Here is an 18,245-nt window from a genome sequence, read left to right on the forward strand (position 1 = left end):
AGTGCGCCGCCGGGCGTGAAGCGCAGCAGCACGCCGGCGTCGTTCGCGCAGGTCCAGTAGCAGCCGTCGGTATCGATTGCAGCGCCGTCCGGGCGTCCCTTGAAGCGGTTCAGATCGGCGAAGACACGGCGGTTGCGGGGCTCGCCGGAGTCGATGTCGAAGTCGAACGCCCACACGAGGCGGCGCGACGGATGCGAGTCCGAGAGGTACATCGTCGTGCCGTCGGGCGACCATGCCAGGCCGTTCTGCGTGATCAGATCGCACACCACGGGCGCCGAAAGCAGGCCTTGTGCGTCGTATCGGTACAACACGCCAGCCGGGTTCGCCGCCGCCATGTCCTGCACCATCGTGCCGGCCCAGAAGCGGCCTTGCCGGTCGCATCGGCCGTCGTTGAAGCGCATGTCGGGGAAGGGGAGCTCGGGCGCGGCGACTCGCCTCACAGTCACGTCATTCGCGTCCGATAGCGTCACTGCAAATAGCCCGGTCTCACAGCCCGCCAGCACGGTGCCGTTGCGATCGAACGCGATGCACGCGACCTTTTCCGGCAATACCCAGTCGGTGCGCGTGCCTGTTTCCACCTGCACGCGGGCGATCGTGCGCGCGGGGATATCGACCCAGTACAACGCCTGTTCGGCTTCGCGCCATACCGGACTCTCGCCCACTTGCGCCGAAATCCGACCGGATGCTTCCACGCATTCCACGTGTGCTGTTTTCATCGATGCATCGCTATGCATTGACCGGCTGCGCGACGGTGGCGTCGGCGCGCCGGTTGACGAGCGAGGGACGCACCAGCGTCCACAGCAGCACTACGCCGATCAGATCGCCGAAGCCGAGCGCCACGAAGAACGGCGCATATCCAATGGTCGATACCAGCGCACCGATCACGAGCGTAAAGCCCAGGTTGCCGATCCCCGCCGATAACCCCGCGAACCCCGTCACCGTCGCAACTTCGCGGCGCGGGAACAGGTCGGCCGACATCGAAATGACAGTGACCGAGAGCGTCTGGTGCGCGAAGCCGCCAAGGCACAGCAGGAAGATCGCTGTGGAGGGATCCTTCACATAACCGACGCCGGCCATCGCGGTCATGATCAGCGCGCCGAACGTGAAGACCATGCGCTTGCCGTTGATCACCGAGATGTTGAAATGCTTGTTGAGGTACATCGAAATCGTGCCACCCATCAGGCAGCCGATATCCGCCGCGACGAACGGCAGCCACGCCGTCATGGCGATGGCCTTCAAGTCGAAGCCGCGCGCCTGATGCAGATAGAGGGGCATCCAGAATACGAGCGTGCCCCAGACCGGATCGGCAAAGAAGCGCGGCAGCGCGATGCCCCAGAAATTGCGTTGACTGAAGATGTTGCGCAGGTTGGGTTTTGCGCCGTTATCGGAGAGTTCGGCGTGTTCGCCCTCCACGATATAAGCTGCTTCCTTCGAAGTAAGCGACTTGTGTTCGCTGGGATGACGATAGAACACGATCCACAGCGCCGCCCAGACGAGGCCCAGGCAACCCGCAATCACGAATGCCATTTCCCAGTTGTACTTGAGGATCGACCACGCAATGAGCGGCGGGGCGGCAATGGCGCCTATCGACGTACCGATGTTGAAGATACCCGCTGCGAGCGCGCGTTCGCGTGCGGGGAACCAGAACGCGGCCATGCGCATGCCGGCCGGAATAAACGACGCTTCAGCAAGACCGAGCAGGCCGCGCAACACGAACAGGCCGACCCAGCCGCTCGCGAAACCATGGCCGATACACACGATCGACCACATCAGGCCGCATAGCAAAAAGCCGAAGCGCAGGCCAATACGATCCATGAGGTAACCGGTGGCCGGCGCGCCGATCGGGTACATCACGAGGAAGGCTCCGGTGATCCAGCCGTATTGCTGGGTGGAGATATGCAGGTCGGTCATGACCGTCGGCGCGGCGACGCTCAGCGAGCTGCGCGCGAGGTAATTCATGACGGTGCCGAGCGTGAGCAGGCCGATCATCCACCAGCGCAGGCCGCGTAGTTTCATTGCCATGTCGGTGTCTCCGAAGCCGTTGTCTTGCCGGCGATGGCATGCGGTTTTATGTGCTGCGCGCGCATTGCTTTATCGGCCGGACATTGCGCACGTAAGGTACGTTACGTAATGTGAACGCATCGTATGTCAGATGACTTACCTGACGCAACATTAGCGCCCTCAGCGTTTACACCAGTAATAATTCCTTGGATTCGGGCATGAGGATGGCGAAAATGTTGGCAAACCGGTATCAAGGGGACTTGCGGGCGGTTTTCGGGCTATATCTGGCCACCGCGCGCGGTGAAAAGACGTCGTACAACATAGGGTAAGCGATGGCGCTCGCGTGACATAGTGAAAGATTGATGTTTCATTGATGCATCATTCGGCCCCTTTTAAGGGATGGTAATATTCGACGCCAGTTACCCCAAAATGTCTGAAAGCACGGGCACGGTGTATCGATAATCAACTGGCCGCGCGCCACTTCCATATTTGAATTCCAGCGATATTTTGTTACAGGAAGTATCGATTGCCGACGCATATAGCAAGTTCGATCAAGATATGACTTGAATCGCTCCGTTTAAGGGCGAAGATTGCGGCCAAATGGACACTAAATGAAAAATGTATTTGTCAGAGGATTATCACAACTGAAGAGCGTGCTTGTTCGCCTTTCATTAAAGGTGGATAACGTAGGTTATGAAAGTGCGCCGATCTTCTCAGGCAAATGGCCGAAAATCACGAATAAAGGGCGCATTTACATCGCGGAGAATTGCTCGTTTCGATCATTCCGCACGCGTCAGCACATTACCGTGACAAAGGACGCCATATTGGAGATCGGACGAAACACGTTTATGAACGACGGTGCCAACCTGTGCGCGACGCTTTCCGTGAAGATTGGCAAGAATTGCAAGATCGGTGATATGACATATATTTACGATACCGACTTTCACCAGGTATCTCCGCAACATCCGACCAAGCGCGCACCTATATCCATTGGCAATAATGTCTGGATTGGCGCTCGTTCCACCATATTAGCCGGCGCGGATATTGGCGATCATTCCGTTATTGCCGCGGGTTCGACTGTTACCGGAGAAATCCCTGCGAAGAGCTTGGCAGGAGGTTCTCCGGCACGCGTGATAAGAACGCTGGATGTTCCGGATGACTGGGTTCGCGATTAAATCAGCGGGAGTTGGATTAGGGCAGTCAATGCCGCTGAATATCGCCGAATATCGCCGAATGCCGCCGAATTCCGATTCGGCACGCGCGTTTCAAACAATAAACGGAAATTCCGCTTCAGGCAGTGCGTCTCCATGCTTGAACCTGTTCATGAGTTCCGGGTAGGGTGGCGACGTTTCACCGCCGCGATCCACGAAGTGCGCGCCATCTCCGAGCCATCTGAACGATACAACCCGCCGTGACTGCTGCCCGGCCGTATTGCCAGGTGCGCCATGCACTGTATGAAAGTTGAACGCAATAGCATCGCCCGGCTCCAGGTCCCAACCGAGGATCTGATAATCGCTGCGGTGTGCATCGATATCCGGCAACTCCTCCAGCGTGTCGGACTTGTGGTCGTAAGCCACGCCGCTAAACTTGCGCGGCCGGAACAGCTTGCCCCACTTGTGCGATCCCGCGACGAACTCCACACATGTCTCGCGCGGCACCGAGTCGAGTGGAATCCATAGACTCACGGCTTGATCTGCGCTGACGCAGTAATAGGGTTCGTCGTGATGCCAGGGTGTGAGCTTTGCCGCGCCGGCTTCCTTCACGAGCACATGTTCATGGAAGATGCGGGCGCGCTGCGAATCCATCAGCGCCTGCGCGACGGAGGCGGCCGCGCTATGTTCGACAAAATCCTTGAACGGCGCGATGCGCTGCCAGTTGCAGTAATCGCCGAAAAACCGGCCTGACGTTTTTTCGGGCGTGTAATTCCTGAACGACGGCCCCGGATGCGTCGCGTTGTACTCCACGCCTTCGCGCAACGTTTCCATCCAGTCCTTGAACATCCCGCGCAACACGACCGCACCGTCGCGCTCGAAGGCTTCCCGTTCTGCTGCCAGCATGGTGTTCTCCTTTATCGATTGACCGGGCTTTTCTCATGGATCACGCGGATCACGCGCCCGGCAGCGTTGCAGCGGCGCTGCGTCCGCGCAGCCAGTTGATGCTGCTGAATAAAGCAACCGCGAACAGGATCAGCATGGTCGCGACCGCGAGAATGGATGGATCGATGGAATCACGAATCCCGCTCCACATCTGCCGCGGCACGGTTCGCTGATCCGGGCCGCCAATGAACAGAATCACGATGACTTCGTCGAAGGAAGTCGCAAACGCGAATACGCTGCCCGTCGCCACGGCCGGCAGGATCAGCGGCAAGGTCACGCGGCGAAACGCGGTCCACGGCGCGGCGCCGAGTCCGGAAGCCGCTCGAATCAGGCTTTGATCGAACGACAGCAGCGACGCCGTGACGGTGATCACCACGAACGGTGTGCCGAGCGCGGCATGCGCCAGCACCACGCCGATATACGAATTCACCAGCCCCAGTGGCGCGAACACGAGATAGAACCCGGCGGCCACGACGACGATGGGGATGATCATCGGCGAGATGAGCAGCGGCATGATGACGGCGCGAAACGGAAAATTGGAGCGGCTGAGTCCGAGCGCCGCGAGCGTGCCCAGGCCCGTGGCGAGCACCGTGGATGCGGCGCCAATGCCGATGCTGTTCGCGAACGCGCGCTGCCAGTCGCTGCTGCCGAGCGCCTTGGAATACCAGTGCAGCGAGAAGCCTTGCATCGGATAGGAGAAGTACGCGCCCGAGTTGAACGACAGCGGCACGATGGCGAGAATCGGCGCTATCAGGAAGAACAGGATCAGTGCGGAATGCACGCGCAACCACTTCGATGCGATGCGTTCCGATAACACGAGATGCCTTTGGCTTTGCATGATGTCGTCCTCGCCCTGGCGCCTAGCCGAACCTCAACCGGTCGATACCCACAAGCCGGTTGAACACGAAATAGAACACGGCCGTGAAGATCACGAGATACGCCGACAATGCACCCGCCAGCCCCCAGTTGAGTTGCTCGTTGGTCTGCGCGGCGATGAGCTGGCTGATCATTTCATCGCCCGCGCCGCCGAGCAGCGCGGGCGTGATGTAGTAACCGAGCGCAAGCACGAACACGAGGAAGCACCCTGCGCCCACGCCGGGAAGCGTCTGCGGCATGTAGATGCGAACGAACGCGGTCACGGGATGCGCGCCGAGCGATTGCGCCGCGCGCATGTAAACCGGTGACACGCCCTTCATGACCGAATAGATCGCGAGGATCATGTAGGGCAGCAGGATATGCGTCATGCCGATCAGGACGCCCGTGCGGTTGAAGAGGAGCGGCAGCGGATGGCTGACGATTCCCGAACTCACCAGCAGGCTGTTGATCACGCCGCTCGGTTGCAGCAGCACATACCACGCGGTTGTTCGAACCAGCAGCGAGGTCCAGAACGGCACGATCACGAGCAGCATCAGGCGATTGCTCTTTGCAGGCGGGAGAGTGGCGAGCAGATACGCAACCGGATATCCAAGCAGCAGGCACAGCACCATGACTGAAGCGCTGATCCATACCGTGCGCGCAAACGCGTTGACGTAGACAGAACTGTCTGCCGGGAGGGATTTGATGGCGCCGTCGGCCGTGACTTCGGAATCCACGGCAGTGAGCAAGTAATCAGGCGTCGGAGACACCGCCGAGCGCTTCAGGTAACGCCAGATGTCATGCGTGCCCCAACGCGGATCGAGCTCGATCAACGCGGGTTTCCAGGCAGGCGGCGCGGTCTCGGGCAACTGGCGCGCCGTTTTCATCAGCAAGCTGCGAAACTCGGGCAGGTAGAAGTTCATTCGTCGCGCTACGGTGCCGAGTTGGCCTTCTTGCGAAGCTCGCCGCATGTCGGCGGCGAGCAGGGCGAAGGTGCGTTCGTCGGGTATGCCTTCGCCGTTCCATGATTTGAGCGCAAGCGACAGCACCGGCAAATTCACCGGCACTTCGCGGTTCACGACGCTTCTTGAAAGCAGGATCGCAATGGGCGCAATGAAAGTGGCGAGCAGGAACAGCAGCAGCGGCAGGGCGAGCAACAGCGCTTGCGTGGATGCACGCCGGCGCGTCTTGGCATACGCTTCGCGGCCGCCGGTTTTAGCATCCGCAACGCTCGCTCCGGCCGGCTCCTGCAGATCGCTGGTCACTGTCACAGTCACGATTCACCTTACGGGTTTGATTACTGCGTCAGCCACACCTGGAAGCGCTTGTTGATCTGGTCGGCGTTGTCGGCCCAGAAACTCGCGTTGATCTGCACGGCGCGCTTGAAGTTGCCGGGCGCGGTCGGCAGGTCGTTCAGGCGCGCTTTATCGATGAGCGGAATCGAGTCCTTGCGCGGCGGCGCGTAGGCAATGTACTTGGTCAGGTCGGCATAGCTTTTTGCCGTCGATGCCGATGCAATGAATTTGGCCGCCGCGTCGGCGTTCTTTGCGCCCATCGGAATGCCCCACCATTCGAAGTCGTAGACCTGACCGTCCCATACCGATTCGAACGGCTTGTGATCCTTGTGGACGGCGTCATCGATCCGGCCGTTGTACGCCTGCGTCATCACCACCGCGCCATCCGAAAGCAGTTGCGGCGGCTGCGCGCCGGCTTCCCACCAGACAATGCTCGGCTTGATCGTATCGAGCTTCTTGAACGCGCGATCCACGCCGGCCGGCGTGCCGAGGACCTTGTAGACGTCGGCGGGTTTGACGCCATCGGCGAGTAGCGCCCATTCGAGCGTCACCTTCGGCGACTTGCGCAGGCCACGCTTGCCGGGATATTTCTTCAGGTCGAAGAAGTCGTTGATGGAGGTCGGCGCGCTCTTCAGCTTGGTCGTGTCGTAGGCATAAACGGTGGACCAGACCATGGCGGCGACCGCGCAATCCATGATCGAACCGGGAATGAATGCGCTCGTGTTGCCGAGCGACTTCTTATCGATCTTCTTGAGCAAGCCTTCGTCACAACCGGTGATCGCATCGTTCGATTCGAGGTCGATCAGGTCCCACGTGGGATTCTTCGCCTGCTCCATTGCCGATAATTTGGCGAGGCCGCCGTCGTAAGATTCCGTCGAGAAGCCGATACCCGTTGCTGCGGTGAACGGCTCGAAAAACGCCTTCTTCGCCGCGGCTTCGTATGCGCCGCCGAAGGTCACCACCGAGATGGTTTCCGCCGCATGCGCGCTCGCCGAAAACAATGCGACAGTCGAAAGAACGAGTCCGGCGATGCCCGTCATACCGGTTTGGATCAGTTTGGTTTTCATGTCAGTGGACTCCTGCGGTGAGAGACGGAGCATGGCCGTGGCTTGCAGTTACGGCCGTTGCGAGGATCTTGCAGTCGTCGTGGCGCCATGCCACGGCGGTTGCACTGCCGAGTGACGGAAGGTCGTGATGCTGCGTGTTGGGAACCTTGACAATGAGGCTGTCGCCCGAGCCTTGTGCCCCAAGTTTCAAGTGAACGCGGTGATGGTCGCCGCAATACACGAGTTCTTCCACGCGCGCCGTCACCAGGTTGGTGTCGGCGGCGCTTAGGATTCCTTCTTCCGATGCAATGTGCGCGCGCTCCGGGCGCAGCGCCAGCATGGCTTCCTCGCCGTTACGCAAGCCCCGGCCGCAACGTCCGCGAATGACCGCACCGTCTGGCAACACGAGCGTCGCCCAGTCCGGATCCTGTTCGAGCACGCGGCCCATCAAACCGTTGTTCTCACCGACGAAATTCGCGACGAATGCGTTGTGCGCGTTTTCATAGAGTTCCGTTGGAGTCGCTGCTTGCTGGATGCGGCCATCGGAGAAAACGGCCACGCGGTCCGACATGGTCAGCGCTTCCGCCTGATCGTGCGTCACGTACACCACCGTCAATCCCAACTCGCGATGCAGCCGCATGATTTCGTACTGCATGGTTTCGCGCAGGCGCTTGTCGAGCGCGCCGAGTGGTTCGTCCATCAGCACCACGCTCGGCTCGAACACGAGGGCGCGCGCAAGGGCCACACGCTGCTGCTGTCCACCCGATAACTGCGCAGGCCGACGCGCCGCGAGATGCGGCAACTCGACCATGTCCAGTGCGCGCTTGACACGCGCCTGTTGCTCGGTCTTGCTCATGCGTCTCACCGACAACGGAAACGCAACGTTCTGCTCGATCGTCAAGTGCGGGAACAGCGCGTAGTTCTGGAACACCATGCCGATGTCGCGCTGATGCGGCGGTTTGTCGTCGAGACGTTTTCCGTTGAGGCGGATCTCGCCCTGAGTCGCCGATTCAAAACCGGCGAGCATCATCAGCGTGGTCGTCTTGCCTGATCCTGAAGGACCAAGCAACGAGACGAACTCGCCTTTCGCGACATCGAGGTCGAGCCCTTCCACGACGTAATGAACGCCGTCGTATGTCTTGCTCACGCCCGCGAAGGAGATGAAGGAGTGCGTTGACATCGTGTCGTGTTGGATGAGTGTTGAGAATCAGGCAAGCTGCTGGGCAAGGTAGCGCGCGAAGTCGTAATTGGGCCTTTCCAGATGACTCAGATGCCCAGGCTTGGCCAGCGGCGCACTCACACCACGGAACACCGCCTGCACGCCGCGCCGGTCTTCTTCATTGACCGCATCAAGCAATGTCTTGAGCGTTGCCATGTAGTCGGCCGCCTTCGGATCCGCGATGAAATCAGGCGCGAGCCCGCCGCCGAAGCGGATGTGGACACGGCTGGTTCCAACCGGCTGCAGCACGAGGTACCAGAAGTAACCCGGCGTGAGCGTGACGAGATGCGTCGGATAGATCGCGAGCAGCGCGGTGGTCTTGCGCCAGTGACCTTGCAGCCGCTGATTGTCGGGATGCGCCTGACCAATGGGCAACGATGCTTCCTTCGTGATCCAGTGATAGTTGAACGCGTCGCTGCCTGGCGGGCATTCCATTTCTTCGAGACGCGAATGCGGACCTACGGTTGCCCGATGCAGCATGGGCAGGTGATAACTCTCCATGAAGTTTTCAGCGAGGATCTTCCAGTTGGTATCCCACACGTGTTCTTCGTAGAACGTTTCCTTGTAATCAGCCACGCCGTAGCTGGCAATCAGTTCGGTGAGACCTGCCAACTTCCCGGCAACTGGCGGCGCGTCGGCATTGAGCGTGACGTAGATCCAGCCTTGCCAGACCTCGCATCGAATGGACGGCAAACGGTAGTTCTCTTTGCAGAATCCGCTTTGACGATCCATCATTGGCGCACCGCTCAGCGCGCCGTCGAGTGTGTAGTTCCATGCGTGATATGGGCAGACGATCCGGCGCGTGTTGCCGCGCCCTTCGAGCAGCACCGACATGCGATGCAGGCAGACGTTCGAAAACGCCTTCAATTCCAGCTTCTCGTCGCGCAAGACCACGATCGGCTGGCCATCGATGTCTGCGGTGAGATAGTCGCCGGCATCTGTAATCGAACTTGCCCGGCCAACGCAAAGCCATTCGCTGCGGAAGATGTTCGCTTGTTCCAGCGCGAGGAAATCGGGCGATGTATAGACGGCGGGCGGCATGGAATGCGCGTCGCTGAAGGGACGCTCGGAGCTCTCCTGCAACTGCCGGACGATATCGAGTCCAGTGCCGGACGCTGCCATTGAAGATCCCATCGCGCCTCCCTGTCAATTCAGTGGATGCTGCAACCGGCTCTCCAGCCAGGCCGCTCGCTGCATGGACATCAATCTATCAAGTCAAATTACCAGCCAAAATATTGTTTTTACATGTAGAACCAAGTTTTTTCCTATCCAGACGCGAAGCCAGACGCAACGCCTCAGTGTGCTCGCTCGCGGGTGATTTCCGCTTCGCAGAAGGCCGCGAAGCGCTGCACGACTTGCCGTGGTTTCATGCTTCGCGACTGCGCAATCCCGAGCGTGGTGGCATTGACTTCGTCCTTGAACTGCTTGATCACGAAGTCCTCGCCGTCAACCGTGCGGCTCGATTTCAGCGGAAAATTAAGGATGCTGTATCCAAGGCCATTGGCAACCATGCCGCGAACCACTTCAGGTTGCGACGAACGGAACGCGGCAATCGGACGGTCGCCGACGGCGTCGAAGAGACCTGCGAAATATTCGCGGCTGTGCGGAAGATCGAGCATCACGTAGGGTTCGTCGCGCAGGTCGGCGAGCGCCACCGTGCGCTGTTTCGCCAGCCGGTGATTCTTCGGCAAGATCACATACGGCGGTAACGAGAGCAGCGGCGTGAACGCGATGTCATCGGTCAGATCGAGGTTGTAAGTCAGCGCGATATCCAGCGAACCATCGTGCAGGCCGCGCAGCAAATCGTCCTGATGCGCTTCGAGCGTGCGGAACGCGATCCCTGCATGACCCGCTATGAAGCGGCTCATCATCGCGGGCATGAGCGGCGGCGCGAGTGAAACCAGGCACCCGAGCGTGATCGCGCCTGACATGCCGCCGTCCAGTTCCTTCGCTGCGGTCTGAAGGTCTTCCGCATTCTTCAACAAGTCGCGCGCGCGCCCGAGCATCTCGCGTCCGGCCTGTGTCAGGGATAACCCGCTCGCGTGATGCCGGATGAAAAGCTGCACGCCGAACGACACTTCGAGATCCGCGAGCGCTGTGGAGATGGATGGCTGCGAGATATGCAGCAGCTTCGCCGCCGCCGTGAACGACAGCACTTCGGCGGTCACCACGAAGTATCTCAACTGCCTCAATGAATAGCGTAATTGCGCAGGTTCCATGGTCCGCCCCCGGTCTTTTATCTATCCTATTGTGCGTGGACATAAATACGCTTGCATAGGCAAATCCGATGATTTGCATTTTTGAAATATGTTTTTCGGATGCGGTGCCAAAGCGTAGATTTTGCGCACGGTCAGTGCAAACGCGAGGGGGCGGCATGCAAACAACTCAACCAGACAGCGCTTTGATGGAAGCGGCGCCCGGAATGAATCACGATCTGCGGGCCGCATTCCTCGATTCGATGGCGTCCAATTCAACATCGGTTCATGTGGTGACGACAGGCGCAGGCAACGAACGTTTTGGCGTCACCGTCAGCGCTTGCAGCTCGGTTTGCGCTGACCCGCCCACATTGCTCGTCTGCATCAATACACGCAGCCCGGCCAATGCAGCGGTCGCGGCGAACGGCGTGTTCGCGGTGAACCTGCTGAACGTGGCGCAGCGCGGCATTGCCGATACCTTTGCCGGACGCTCGGCGAGCGCCAGGCCTTTCGACTTCTCATGCTGCACGGTGACGGCGGGGACGCTGGACGTGCCGCTTATCGACGGGGCGGTTGCTGCGATCGAATGCCGTCTCGTCGCCCAGCAAACCATAGGCACGCACACGGTGTTTTTCGGCGAGGTCGCGGCGATCAAACGCGCGCCCGCCGCGCACATGCCATTGCTTTATTGCAAGCGCGATTACGGCCAGTTCCTGGCTTTCTAGGCGAATCTGAACGACGATATTTCCCCACGGATCGAGGCACAGCAATGATCAGAACAGGCGAGCAGTATCGCGACTCCATTCGAGACGGACGACAGGTCTGGATCAATGGCGAACGCGTGAAGGACGTGACCACGCATCCCATGTTCAAGCCGATCGTGGACATCCGCGCGCGCATCTACGACATGGCGCACGAGAAGGCGACGCAGGACGTGATGAGCTACGTGGATGAAAAGACCGGCGAGCGCAACGCGGTCGGCCTGAAGCTGCCGTACACGCAGCAGGACTGGCACGACAAACGCCTGGCAGTAGACACGGTGCTCGATGACATCGGCGGAATCGCCACCCGTGTGGGCGATGAAACCATCGGCGAGATGTGGTCGCTCTACGACGGCAAGGATGTGCTCAACGAAGTCGATCCGCGTTTTGCCGCGAACATCGAGCGGCATATCAATCGTGCGTTGCATGAAGACCCGTTCCATGTCTCCGCCAACACCGACCCCAAGGGCGACCGCTCGAAACCGCCTCAGGAGCAGGACCCGGACATGCTTTTGCATGTGGTGAAGGAAACCGATGCGGGCATCGTGGTGCGTGGCGCCAAGTACGAGACGGCCGCAGCGTATGCGAATCAGGCGTTCGTGAAGCCGACCATCGCGAACTGGGGCGACGCAAAACTCTCGGACTATGCGGTGGGTTTTGTCGTCAACATGTCCGCGCCGGGACTCAAGTTCATTTGCCGTACGGGCTTCGCCGGGCGCGCGAATCCGGAAGATTACCCGCTCTCGAACCGCTGCGATGAAGTCGATACCCTGCTGATCTTCGACAACGTCCTGATTCCCTGGGAAGACGTGCTGTTCTACCAGCATACGAAGGCTGCCACCTTCATTCGCTCGACCTTGCATCGATACAGCGCGTTCGCGTTCGTCCAGCGCAACCTGCGTCTTGCCGACCTGATGATCGGCGCGGCGTTGTTCAACGCACGCCAAACCGGCCTTGAAAAGCAGCAGGCCGTGCAGGAGAAACTGTCGACGCTCGCCGTGTATCGCGAGACCATCAACGCGCATCTGACGGCATCGATTGCTTGCGGCGAACGCAGTCCCGCCGGCTTGATGATGCCCAATCAATCCTTGCTCTATACAGGCCGCGTCCAGGCATGTTCCCGCCTTCACGAGATGATGCATCTCGCGCGGGAACTCTGCGGCGGACAGATTTGCGTGACGCCGGACGCGGCGTCGTTTGCCAATCCGGAGATCAGCGGCTGGCTCGACAAGTTCTACACCGTCAACGAAAACTGGGTCTCCGATGACCGCCGCAAGTTGCTCGCGTTCGCCCGCGACTTGCTGAACTCGGACTATGCGGGGCATCGCCTCACGTTCCAGTTGTTCGCGCAATCACCGCCGTTCGCTCACCTGGGCGCCGTGTTCCGTAACTTCGATTTCGACAGCACGCTCGGCTACGTCAAGAAGGCGGCGAACCTGTCGGACCGTGTCGTTCAATCCAGCGCAGAGCCGCGGCTCAAGCGCGTTGTGTGAGGTGTCCATGAGTCATACCCGCATCCGCAAGTTCAACACGCGCGAGACGTACCCTGAGCAGAAACTCGATAACGATCTGTGCCAGGCGGTCGTGGCGAACGGAACGGTTTATCTGCGCGGCCAGATCGGGCAGGACCTGGATACGCGCGAATCGGTGGGCATAGGCGACGTTGGCGCGCAGGCTGAAAAGGCGATGGCCAACATCGCAATGTTGCTGGGCGAAGCCGGCAGCAAGCTGGAGGATATCTGCAAGATCACGATCTATCTTGTCGATGTACGCTATCGCGAAGCGGTGTACACCGTGGTCGGGAAGTGGCTGAAGGGTGTGTACCCGGTATCGACGGGTATTGTGATTTCAGCGCTTGCGCGTCCCGAGTGGCTCGTCGAAATCGACGTGATCGCCGTCATTCCAAATAGCTGAGCGGAGGATCGCATGACGTTTTCCCTGGCTGGCCGATGCGAACGTACGGGCATGGTCGGCGGCATTGTATGCAGTTCGAGCATCGCAGTTCCCAGCCGATGTCTATGGGCAAGTCCGCATGGCGTGGTGCTGAGTCAGAACGTGACCGATCCGCGCCTCGGCGTGCTCGGATTGCAGTTGCTTGGCGCCGGTTTTGGTGCTGAAAGCACCTTGCAACAATTGCAGCACGCACGTCCTTACGCGGAGTGGCGGCAGCTCGCCGTACTCGACGCCGACGGTTCGCGCGACGCTGCGACGGGCCAAAAAGGGCTGGGTATAATCGCGACGAAACCGGGGCGCGACTGCGTTGCAGCGGGCAACCTGCTTGCCCACGATGGCATTCCGGCTGCCATGGTCGAAGCCTTCGAAGCATCGCCCGCAAGCTCGCTGGCGGAGCGCCTGATCGCGGCACTGGAAGCGGGTGCGGCGGCAGGCGGCGAAGCGGGTCCCGTGCATTCGGCGGGATTTTGCGTGTATGGAAGAGAGGTCTGGCCGCTCGCGGAGTTGCGCGTGGACTGGTCGGATCAACCCATTGCTGATTTGCGGGCGCTCTGGCAGCGCTACGAACCGCAGATGAACGACTACGCAATGCGCGCAATACGTCCCGAGCAGGCACCGTCGTATGGAGTACCCGGAGATCTCTAGCCAATGAAGCACGCCTTGCTCGACACCACGCTTGATCTGCTTAACGATCTGATCGCGTTCGATACCCGCAGCTCCGAATCGAACCTCAAGCTGATCGAGTATGTCCAGCGGTATCTAAGTCGGCACGGCGTGGAGTCCTCTCTCGTCTTCGATGAAACCGGCCGCAAGGCGAACCTGTATGCAACCATCGGCCCGAAGGACGTGGCGGGTCTGTGCTTTTCGGGTCACACCGATGTCGTACCCGCCGCGGGTCAGCCGTGGACCGTGCCGCCCTTCGAGATGACGCGCGGGAGCGACCGTGTCTTCGGGCGTGGCACAGCCGACATGAAGGGTTTTATCGCGGCGGTGCTTGCAAGCGTGCCGCACTTCGTTGCGACCTGCAAGGACGTGCCTGTTCATCTTGCATTCAGTTATGACGAAGAAGTCGGTTGCCGTGGCGTGCGCGGTTTGTTGCGTGAACTGGCGGCAGCGCCGGTCAAGCCGCTTGCATGCATTATTGGCGAGCCGACGAGCATGCAGGTCGCGGTGGCGCACAAGGGCAAGAAGGCGTACAGATGCTGCGTGAAAGGTCTCGCCGGGCATTCCGCGCTGACACATCTCGGCGTGAATGCGGTGGATTTCGCGGCGGAACTCGTGACGTTCCTGCGGCGAACGCAGCGCGACTTGCGCACAAAGGCAACGCTCGACCACGACTTTGATCCGCCGTACACAACCATCCATACCGGCCGCTTCACTGGCGGTATTGCGTTGAACGTGATCCCGGACCACGCGCAAGTGGAGTTTGAAATCCGCAATCTGCCCGCCGATAACGCGGACGCCATCGTGCAAACCATCACGCACTATGCGGATACCGAACTCGTCGGCGCCATGCGCGAGACGTTCGGCGAAAGCGATATCGACTGGGAACAACTGGTGGATTATCCGGCACTGTCGGATTGGGCTGCGGCCGGCTGGTTGCGCGATCTGGCATGCGCGGCTGCCGGACGGGACGACGTGCGCACGCTCGCGTTCGGAACCGAAGGCGGCCTGTTTCAGTCGATAGGCACTCCTACGGTCGTATGCGGACCGGGTTCGATCGAACAAGGGCACAAGGCCGATGAGTACGTCGAACTGGAACAGCTATCGAAATGCCTGACTTTCCTCGGCAACCTCTCGACGAGTTTGCCGGGGACGGTTTCCGCAAACCGGTAGTGACGTTGTCAGTTATAGCCGAGGATGGCGCAGGCCGTGATGTCCGAGCGGTCCGAGACGTTGCACGCCAGAACGGTCATGGGCGCCTGGAGCATCGACATATACGAGGAACTTTGTTTCTCCACCTTGGCGCTCGCTTTCGTGGCCTTGTTGCGGCTTCCGGTGATCGTCGAAAATGCAGCGTTGAGATGATTGGACGTATTCATGTTAAACACCACTTCAGTAGTTATTGGCAAAAACAATTTCTGATTCACTCACTGGACACTCACCGGCCAAACGTATTGGCGGTGTAGTTCCAGTAAGCGCCAACTGAAGGGTTGATGACATAGGTACTGTCACCAATGCGACGGCTCAAAGCCTTGCCTGGCGCGGGGCTGTATTAATGACCGTGTGTTTGCGGCAACACTATTCCAGTTATTTCGCTTACTGCCGCTAATCCCCATTCATGAGCTCAGGTATTGAATGGTAATTCAAGCGACTCTGTCCACGTATAAGGCGATGCGTCAAAGCGCGCGATGCGTACGTGGTTCAGGAATTCAAAATCGATGCGGCTGTATATATTATTCCGCTAACGGACGATCAAGGGCCGCGTCCGGTTCCTCGCCAAACCCGGTGGTTTTGTCGTCAGCGCTGCTTTCGGAATCGCTTCCCGAAGACAATTGCTGGCGAGCTTTTTCCCAGTACTCGTCCGCGCGTCCTTCCGGACTGCCGTCCTGTTCCCACAGATAGAACGCAAGCGTGCGAATTTGCTCTTCTGACAATTGGACATCCATGATTTGCCCCGTCGAGGTTGAAAACCGGTCGCAAGGCGCGGCCGTTTCGGGCTCGTTTGAGCCTGCTCAACGGGGCAGCAATACTCAAGCCAGCCGCGCCGCGATAGCTTCGCCGACCTCGGTCGTGCTTGCCTTGCCGCCGAGGTCGCCTGTACGCGGACCTTCTTTCAGCGTCGCTTCAATAGCCGCAAGGATCGCGTCGTGTGCATCGCGTTCGGGGCCTTTGGCGTCGCCCAGGAATTCGAGCATCATCGCGGCCGACCAGATCATTGCGACCGGATTGGCGATGTTTTTTCCCGCAATATCCGGCGCCGACCCATGCACCGGCTCGAACAGCGACGGAAACTTGCGGTCCGGATTAAGATTTCCCGAAGGCGCGAGGCCGATCGTGCCGGTACAGGCCGGGCCGAGGTCCGAGAGGATGTCTCCGAATAGATTGGTGGCGACCACCACATCGAACCGGTCCGGGTTCAGCACGAAACGCGCGCACAAAATGTCGATGTGCTGCTTGTCCCATTTGACGTCCGGATAAAGCGCAGCCACTTCTGCGGCCCGTTTGTCCCACCACGGCATGCTGATCGCGATGCCATTGCTTTTGGTCGCGACCGTGATCTTTTTCTTCTCGCGGCGCTGGGCCAGATCGAACGCGAACTTCAGCACGCGCTCACTGCCATGACGCGTAAAGACCGATTCCTGCAGGACGAATTCGCGATCCGTGCCTTCGAACATCACGCCGCCAACCGATGAATACTCGCCCTCCGTATTCTCACGCACGATCCAGAAATCGATGTCGCCAGCTTTGCGGTTCGCGAGCGGCGAGGGCACGCCTTCGAACAGGCGCGCCGGGCGCAAATTGATGTATTGATCGAATTCGCGGCGGAATTTCAGCAGTGATCCCCAGAGCGAAATGTGATCGGGCACGGTATCCGGCCAGCCGACCGCGCCAAAAAGAATGGCGTCGGCGTCCTGCAGTTGGGACTTCCAGTCGTCGGGCATCATCTGGCCGTGCTCCTGGTAGTACGCACAGCTCGCCCATTCAATATGCTGATATTCGATTGCGATGCCAAAGCGCTTGGTGGCCGCGTCGAGCACGCGCAAGGCTTCGGGCATCACTTCGGTGCCGATGCCGTCGCCGGGTATGACTGCGATCTTGTAGGTTTTGGTCATGAGGTGATGTCTCCGGGTTGAGAGGAACAGTCTATTCGATACACCTATTCTATTCCGTGGCGAACCGCTTAGAATCGGGTTTTCGGTTAAGCCACCATGCACGAAGCGTGAACAATGAAAACACCGCTTTCCCCGAATCTCGATGACCTTCGCGTGTTTTGCACGGTCGCCCGCAAGTCCAGTTTCAGCGGGGCGGCGGAGGCGCTGTCGGTATCGGCGGCGTATGTGAGCAAACGCGTCGGCGTGCTGGAAGCCGACCTGGGTACGCGTTTGTTGCATCGGTCCACGCGCCGGGTTGCGATCACGGAAGCGGGTGAGCGCGTCTACGCATGGGCTGAAAAGATCCTCGATGACGTCGATCAGCTCGTAGAAGACGTCTCCACCACGCGGCGTGTTCCGCGCGGCACGCTGCGAGTATCGAGCAGCTTTGGTTTTGGGCGGCATATCGTGGCGCCGGCGCTCGCGCGTCTCTCCGACAAACACCCGCAACTGAGCGTGAGGCTCGATCTGTTCGACCGTCTCGTCGATGTCGCCGGCGAAGGCTTCGACCTGGACATCCGTATCGGCGACGAGATCGCAGCGCACTTGATTGCAAAGCGGCTGGCATCGAATCATCGCGTGTTATGTGCTTCCCCGGAGTACCTGAAGCAGCACGGCGCGCCCAGGCAGCTTGCAGACCTGGCGAGCCACGCGTGCCTCGCGATCAAGGAACGCGATCATCCATTTGGTTTGTGGCGTCTGCATGCGCGCGGCGAGCCGGTGTCGATCAAGGTGACAGGGCCGCTTTCGACCAATCACGGCGAGGTGGCGGTGCAATGGGCGCTGGCCGGGCGGGGGATCGTGTTGCGTTCGTTGTGGGATGTGCGGCCGCTGCTCGAAAGCGGGGAACTCGTGCAGGTCCTGCCGGATGTCACGCAGCCGGCGAATGTCTGGGCGGTGTATCCGGCGCGGCTGGCGGCATCGGCGAAGGTGCGGGTATGCGTGGATTTTCTCGCCGATGAATTCGCTCAGTGGAGCACGCAACCACCTGAATGATGGTCTGCCCTGT

General features: G+C 59.9%; 19 protein-coding genes. 7 read left to right on the forward strand and 12 right to left on the reverse strand.

What is annotated here, in order from left to right; genetic code table 11:
• Both ACFFAR_RS00375 and ACFFAR_RS00380 read right to left on the reverse strand, forming a co-directional pair.
• A partial coding sequence (locus ACFFAR_RS00375; RefSeq protein WP_174363916.1) for an SMP-30/gluconolactonase/LRE family protein occupies nucleotides 1-716 on the reverse strand: 716 nt, incomplete at its 3' end.
• A 10-nt stretch (nucleotides 717-726) separates the two neighbouring features.
• Complete coding sequence (locus ACFFAR_RS00380) at nucleotides 727-2,022, reverse strand: MFS transporter (RefSeq protein ID WP_174363917.1); 1,296 nt, start codon at nucleotides 2,020-2,022, stop codon at nucleotides 727-729.
• A 590-nt stretch (nucleotides 2,023-2,612) separates the two neighbouring features.
• Between ACFFAR_RS00380 and ACFFAR_RS00385 the strand changes: the two genes are divergently transcribed.
• On the forward strand, nucleotides 2,613-3,176 hold the full coding sequence (locus ACFFAR_RS00385; protein WP_174363918.1) for an acyltransferase: 564 nt from the start codon (nucleotides 2,613-2,615) through the stop codon (nucleotides 3,174-3,176).
• A 90-nt stretch (nucleotides 3,177-3,266) separates the two neighbouring features.
• Here ACFFAR_RS00385 and ACFFAR_RS00390 read toward each other — a convergent pair whose 3' ends face one another.
• From ACFFAR_RS00390 to ACFFAR_RS00420, 7 genes are all read right to left on the reverse strand, one after another.
• On the reverse strand, nucleotides 3,267-4,058 hold the full coding sequence (locus tag ACFFAR_RS00390; protein WP_174363919.1) for a phytanoyl-CoA dioxygenase family protein: 792 nt from the start codon (nucleotides 4,056-4,058) through the stop codon (nucleotides 3,267-3,269).
• Between the two features lie 49 nt (nucleotides 4,059-4,107).
• On the reverse strand, nucleotides 4,108-4,935 hold the full coding sequence (locus ACFFAR_RS00395) for an ABC transporter permease (protein ID WP_062002027.1): 828 nt from the start codon (nucleotides 4,933-4,935) through the stop codon (nucleotides 4,108-4,110).
• A 22-nt stretch (nucleotides 4,936-4,957) separates the two neighbouring features.
• Nucleotides 4,958-6,112, reverse strand: coding sequence for an ABC transporter permease (locus ACFFAR_RS00400; RefSeq protein ID WP_375507383.1), 1,155 nt, complete (start codon nucleotides 6,110-6,112; stop codon nucleotides 4,958-4,960).
• 137 nt (nucleotides 6,113-6,249) lie between these two features.
• On the reverse strand, nucleotides 6,250-7,287 hold the full coding sequence (locus ACFFAR_RS00405; RefSeq protein ID WP_375507384.1) for an ABC transporter substrate-binding protein: 1,038 nt from the start codon (nucleotides 7,285-7,287) through the stop codon (nucleotides 6,250-6,252).
• A 28-nt stretch (nucleotides 7,288-7,315) separates the two neighbouring features.
• On the reverse strand, nucleotides 7,316-8,473 hold the full coding sequence (locus ACFFAR_RS00410) for a polyamine ABC transporter ATP-binding protein (protein WP_174362664.1): 1,158 nt from the start codon (nucleotides 8,471-8,473) through the stop codon (nucleotides 7,316-7,318).
• Between the two features lie 27 nt (nucleotides 8,474-8,500).
• Nucleotides 8,501-9,634, reverse strand: a complete 1,134-nt coding sequence (locus ACFFAR_RS00415) for an SRPBCC family protein (RefSeq protein ID WP_375507385.1) — start codon at nucleotides 9,632-9,634, stop codon at nucleotides 8,501-8,503.
• Nucleotides 9,635-9,807: 173 nt separating this feature from the next.
• Nucleotides 9,808-10,731 carry a LysR substrate-binding domain-containing protein gene (locus ACFFAR_RS00420; protein ID WP_174362662.1) on the reverse strand — a complete coding sequence of 308 codons (924 nt, stop codon included), beginning with the start codon at nucleotides 10,729-10,731 and terminating at the stop codon, nucleotides 9,808-9,810.
• Nucleotides 10,732-10,934: 203 nt separating this feature from the next.
• On the opposite strand from ACFFAR_RS00420, the gene ACFFAR_RS00425 reads away from it, so the two are divergent.
• From ACFFAR_RS00425 to argE, 5 genes are read left to right on the forward strand one after another with little or no spacing between them, the layout of a single operon-like run.
• Nucleotides 10,935-11,432, forward strand: a complete 498-nt coding sequence (locus ACFFAR_RS00425; protein ID WP_375507377.1) for a flavin reductase family protein — start codon at nucleotides 10,935-10,937, stop codon at nucleotides 11,430-11,432.
• A gap of 44 nt (nucleotides 11,433-11,476) precedes the next feature.
• Entirely contained in the window at nucleotides 11,477-12,961 is a 1,485-nt protein-coding gene (locus ACFFAR_RS00430) for a 4-hydroxyphenylacetate 3-hydroxylase family protein (protein WP_075358409.1), read from the forward strand.
• 7 nt (nucleotides 12,962-12,968) lie between these two features.
• Nucleotides 12,969-13,382 (forward strand): RidA family protein, encoded by a 414-nt coding sequence (locus ACFFAR_RS00435; RefSeq protein WP_062002399.1) that lies wholly within the window; start codon nucleotides 12,969-12,971, stop codon nucleotides 13,380-13,382.
• Between the two features lie 12 nt (nucleotides 13,383-13,394).
• Nucleotides 13,395-14,066 (forward strand): DUF1028 domain-containing protein, encoded by a 672-nt coding sequence (locus ACFFAR_RS00440; RefSeq protein ID WP_174362660.1) that lies wholly within the window; start codon nucleotides 13,395-13,397, stop codon nucleotides 14,064-14,066.
• 3 nt (nucleotides 14,067-14,069) lie between these two features.
• The gene (gene argE, locus ACFFAR_RS00445) at nucleotides 14,070-15,257 is read left to right on the forward strand and encodes an acetylornithine deacetylase (RefSeq protein ID WP_174362659.1); all 1,188 of its coding nucleotides are present in this window, start codon (nucleotides 14,070-14,072) and stop codon (nucleotides 15,255-15,257) included.
• Nucleotides 15,258-15,265: 8 nt separating this feature from the next.
• Here the strand turns inward: argE and ACFFAR_RS00450 are convergent, their stop codons facing one another.
• The 3 genes from ACFFAR_RS00450 to ACFFAR_RS00460 all read right to left on the reverse strand — a co-directional run bounded on the left by ACFFAR_RS00450 (nucleotide 15,266) and on the right by ACFFAR_RS00460 (nucleotide 17,197).
• The gene (locus ACFFAR_RS00450; RefSeq protein WP_062002018.1) at nucleotides 15,266-15,463 is read right to left on the reverse strand and encodes a hypothetical protein; all 198 of its coding nucleotides are present in this window, start codon (nucleotides 15,461-15,463) and stop codon (nucleotides 15,266-15,268) included.
• A gap of 354 nt (nucleotides 15,464-15,817) precedes the next feature.
• Nucleotides 15,818-16,030, reverse strand: coding sequence for a DUF2934 domain-containing protein (locus tag ACFFAR_RS00455; RefSeq protein ID WP_075358412.1), 213 nt, complete (start codon nucleotides 16,028-16,030; stop codon nucleotides 15,818-15,820).
• A gap of 84 nt (nucleotides 16,031-16,114) precedes the next feature.
• On the reverse strand, nucleotides 16,115-17,197 hold the full coding sequence (locus tag ACFFAR_RS00460) for a tartrate dehydrogenase (RefSeq protein ID WP_174362658.1): 1,083 nt from the start codon (nucleotides 17,195-17,197) through the stop codon (nucleotides 16,115-16,117).
• Between the two features lie 114 nt (nucleotides 17,198-17,311).
• Here ACFFAR_RS00460 and ACFFAR_RS00465 point away from each other — a divergent pair, with 114 nt between their 5' ends.
• Nucleotides 17,312-18,232 carry a LysR substrate-binding domain-containing protein gene (locus ACFFAR_RS00465; protein WP_062002015.1) on the forward strand — a complete coding sequence of 307 codons (921 nt, stop codon included), beginning with the start codon at nucleotides 17,312-17,314 and terminating at the stop codon, nucleotides 18,230-18,232.
• The last annotated feature ends 13 nt before the right edge of the window (nucleotides 18,233-18,245 follow it).

The organism is uncultured Caballeronia sp., from assembly GCF_964243625.1.
Taxonomy (GTDB): domain Bacteria; phylum Pseudomonadota; class Gammaproteobacteria; order Burkholderiales; family Burkholderiaceae; genus Caballeronia.

Excerpts from the sequence above, each read along its gene's own strand:
- ACFFAR_RS00380 (WP_174363917.1), bottom strand. The coding sequence starts at position 2,022 with ATGGCAATGAAACTACGCGGCCTGCGCTGGTGGATGATCGGCCTGCTC.
- ACFFAR_RS00385 (WP_174363918.1), top strand. The coding sequence starts at position 2,613 with ATGAAAAATGTATTTGTCAGAGGATTATCACAACTGAAGAGCGTGCTT.
- ACFFAR_RS00390 (WP_174363919.1), bottom strand. The coding sequence starts at position 4,058 with ATGCTGGCAGCAGAACGGGAAGCCTTCGAGCGCGACGGTGCGGTCGTG.
- ACFFAR_RS00395 (WP_062002027.1), bottom strand. The coding sequence starts at position 4,935 with ATGCAAAGCCAAAGGCATCTCGTGTTATCGGAACGCATCGCATCGAAG.
- ACFFAR_RS00405 (WP_375507384.1), bottom strand. The coding sequence starts at position 7,287 with ATGACGGGCATCGCCGGACTCGTTCTTTCGACTGTCGCATTGTTTTCG.
- ACFFAR_RS00410 (WP_174362664.1), bottom strand. The coding sequence starts at position 8,473 with ATGTCAACGCACTCCTTCATCTCCTTCGCGGGCGTGAGCAAGACATAC.
- ACFFAR_RS00415 (WP_375507385.1), bottom strand. The coding sequence starts at position 9,634 with ATGGCAGCGTCCGGCACTGGACTCGATATCGTCCGGCAGTTGCAGGAG.
- ACFFAR_RS00420 (WP_174362662.1), bottom strand. The coding sequence starts at position 10,731 with ATGGAACCTGCGCAATTACGCTATTCATTGAGGCAGTTGAGATACTTC.
- ACFFAR_RS00425 (WP_375507377.1), top strand. The coding sequence starts at position 10,935 with ATGAATCACGATCTGCGGGCCGCATTCCTCGATTCGATGGCGTCCAAT.
- ACFFAR_RS00430 (WP_075358409.1), top strand. The coding sequence starts at position 11,477 with ATGATCAGAACAGGCGAGCAGTATCGCGACTCCATTCGAGACGGACGA.
- ACFFAR_RS00435 (WP_062002399.1), top strand. The coding sequence starts at position 12,969 with ATGAGTCATACCCGCATCCGCAAGTTCAACACGCGCGAGACGTACCCT.
- ACFFAR_RS00440 (WP_174362660.1), top strand. The coding sequence starts at position 13,395 with ATGACGTTTTCCCTGGCTGGCCGATGCGAACGTACGGGCATGGTCGGC.
- argE (WP_174362659.1), top strand. The coding sequence starts at position 14,070 with ATGAAGCACGCCTTGCTCGACACCACGCTTGATCTGCTTAACGATCTG.
- ACFFAR_RS00450 (WP_062002018.1), bottom strand. The coding sequence starts at position 15,463 with ATGAATACGTCCAATCATCTCAACGCTGCATTTTCGACGATCACCGGA.
- ACFFAR_RS00455 (WP_075358412.1), bottom strand. The coding sequence starts at position 16,030 with ATGGATGTCCAATTGTCAGAAGAGCAAATTCGCACGCTTGCGTTCTAT.
- ACFFAR_RS00460 (WP_174362658.1), bottom strand. The coding sequence starts at position 17,197 with ATGACCAAAACCTACAAGATCGCAGTCATACCCGGCGACGGCATCGGC.
- ACFFAR_RS00465 (WP_062002015.1), top strand. The coding sequence starts at position 17,312 with ATGAAAACACCGCTTTCCCCGAATCTCGATGACCTTCGCGTGTTTTGC.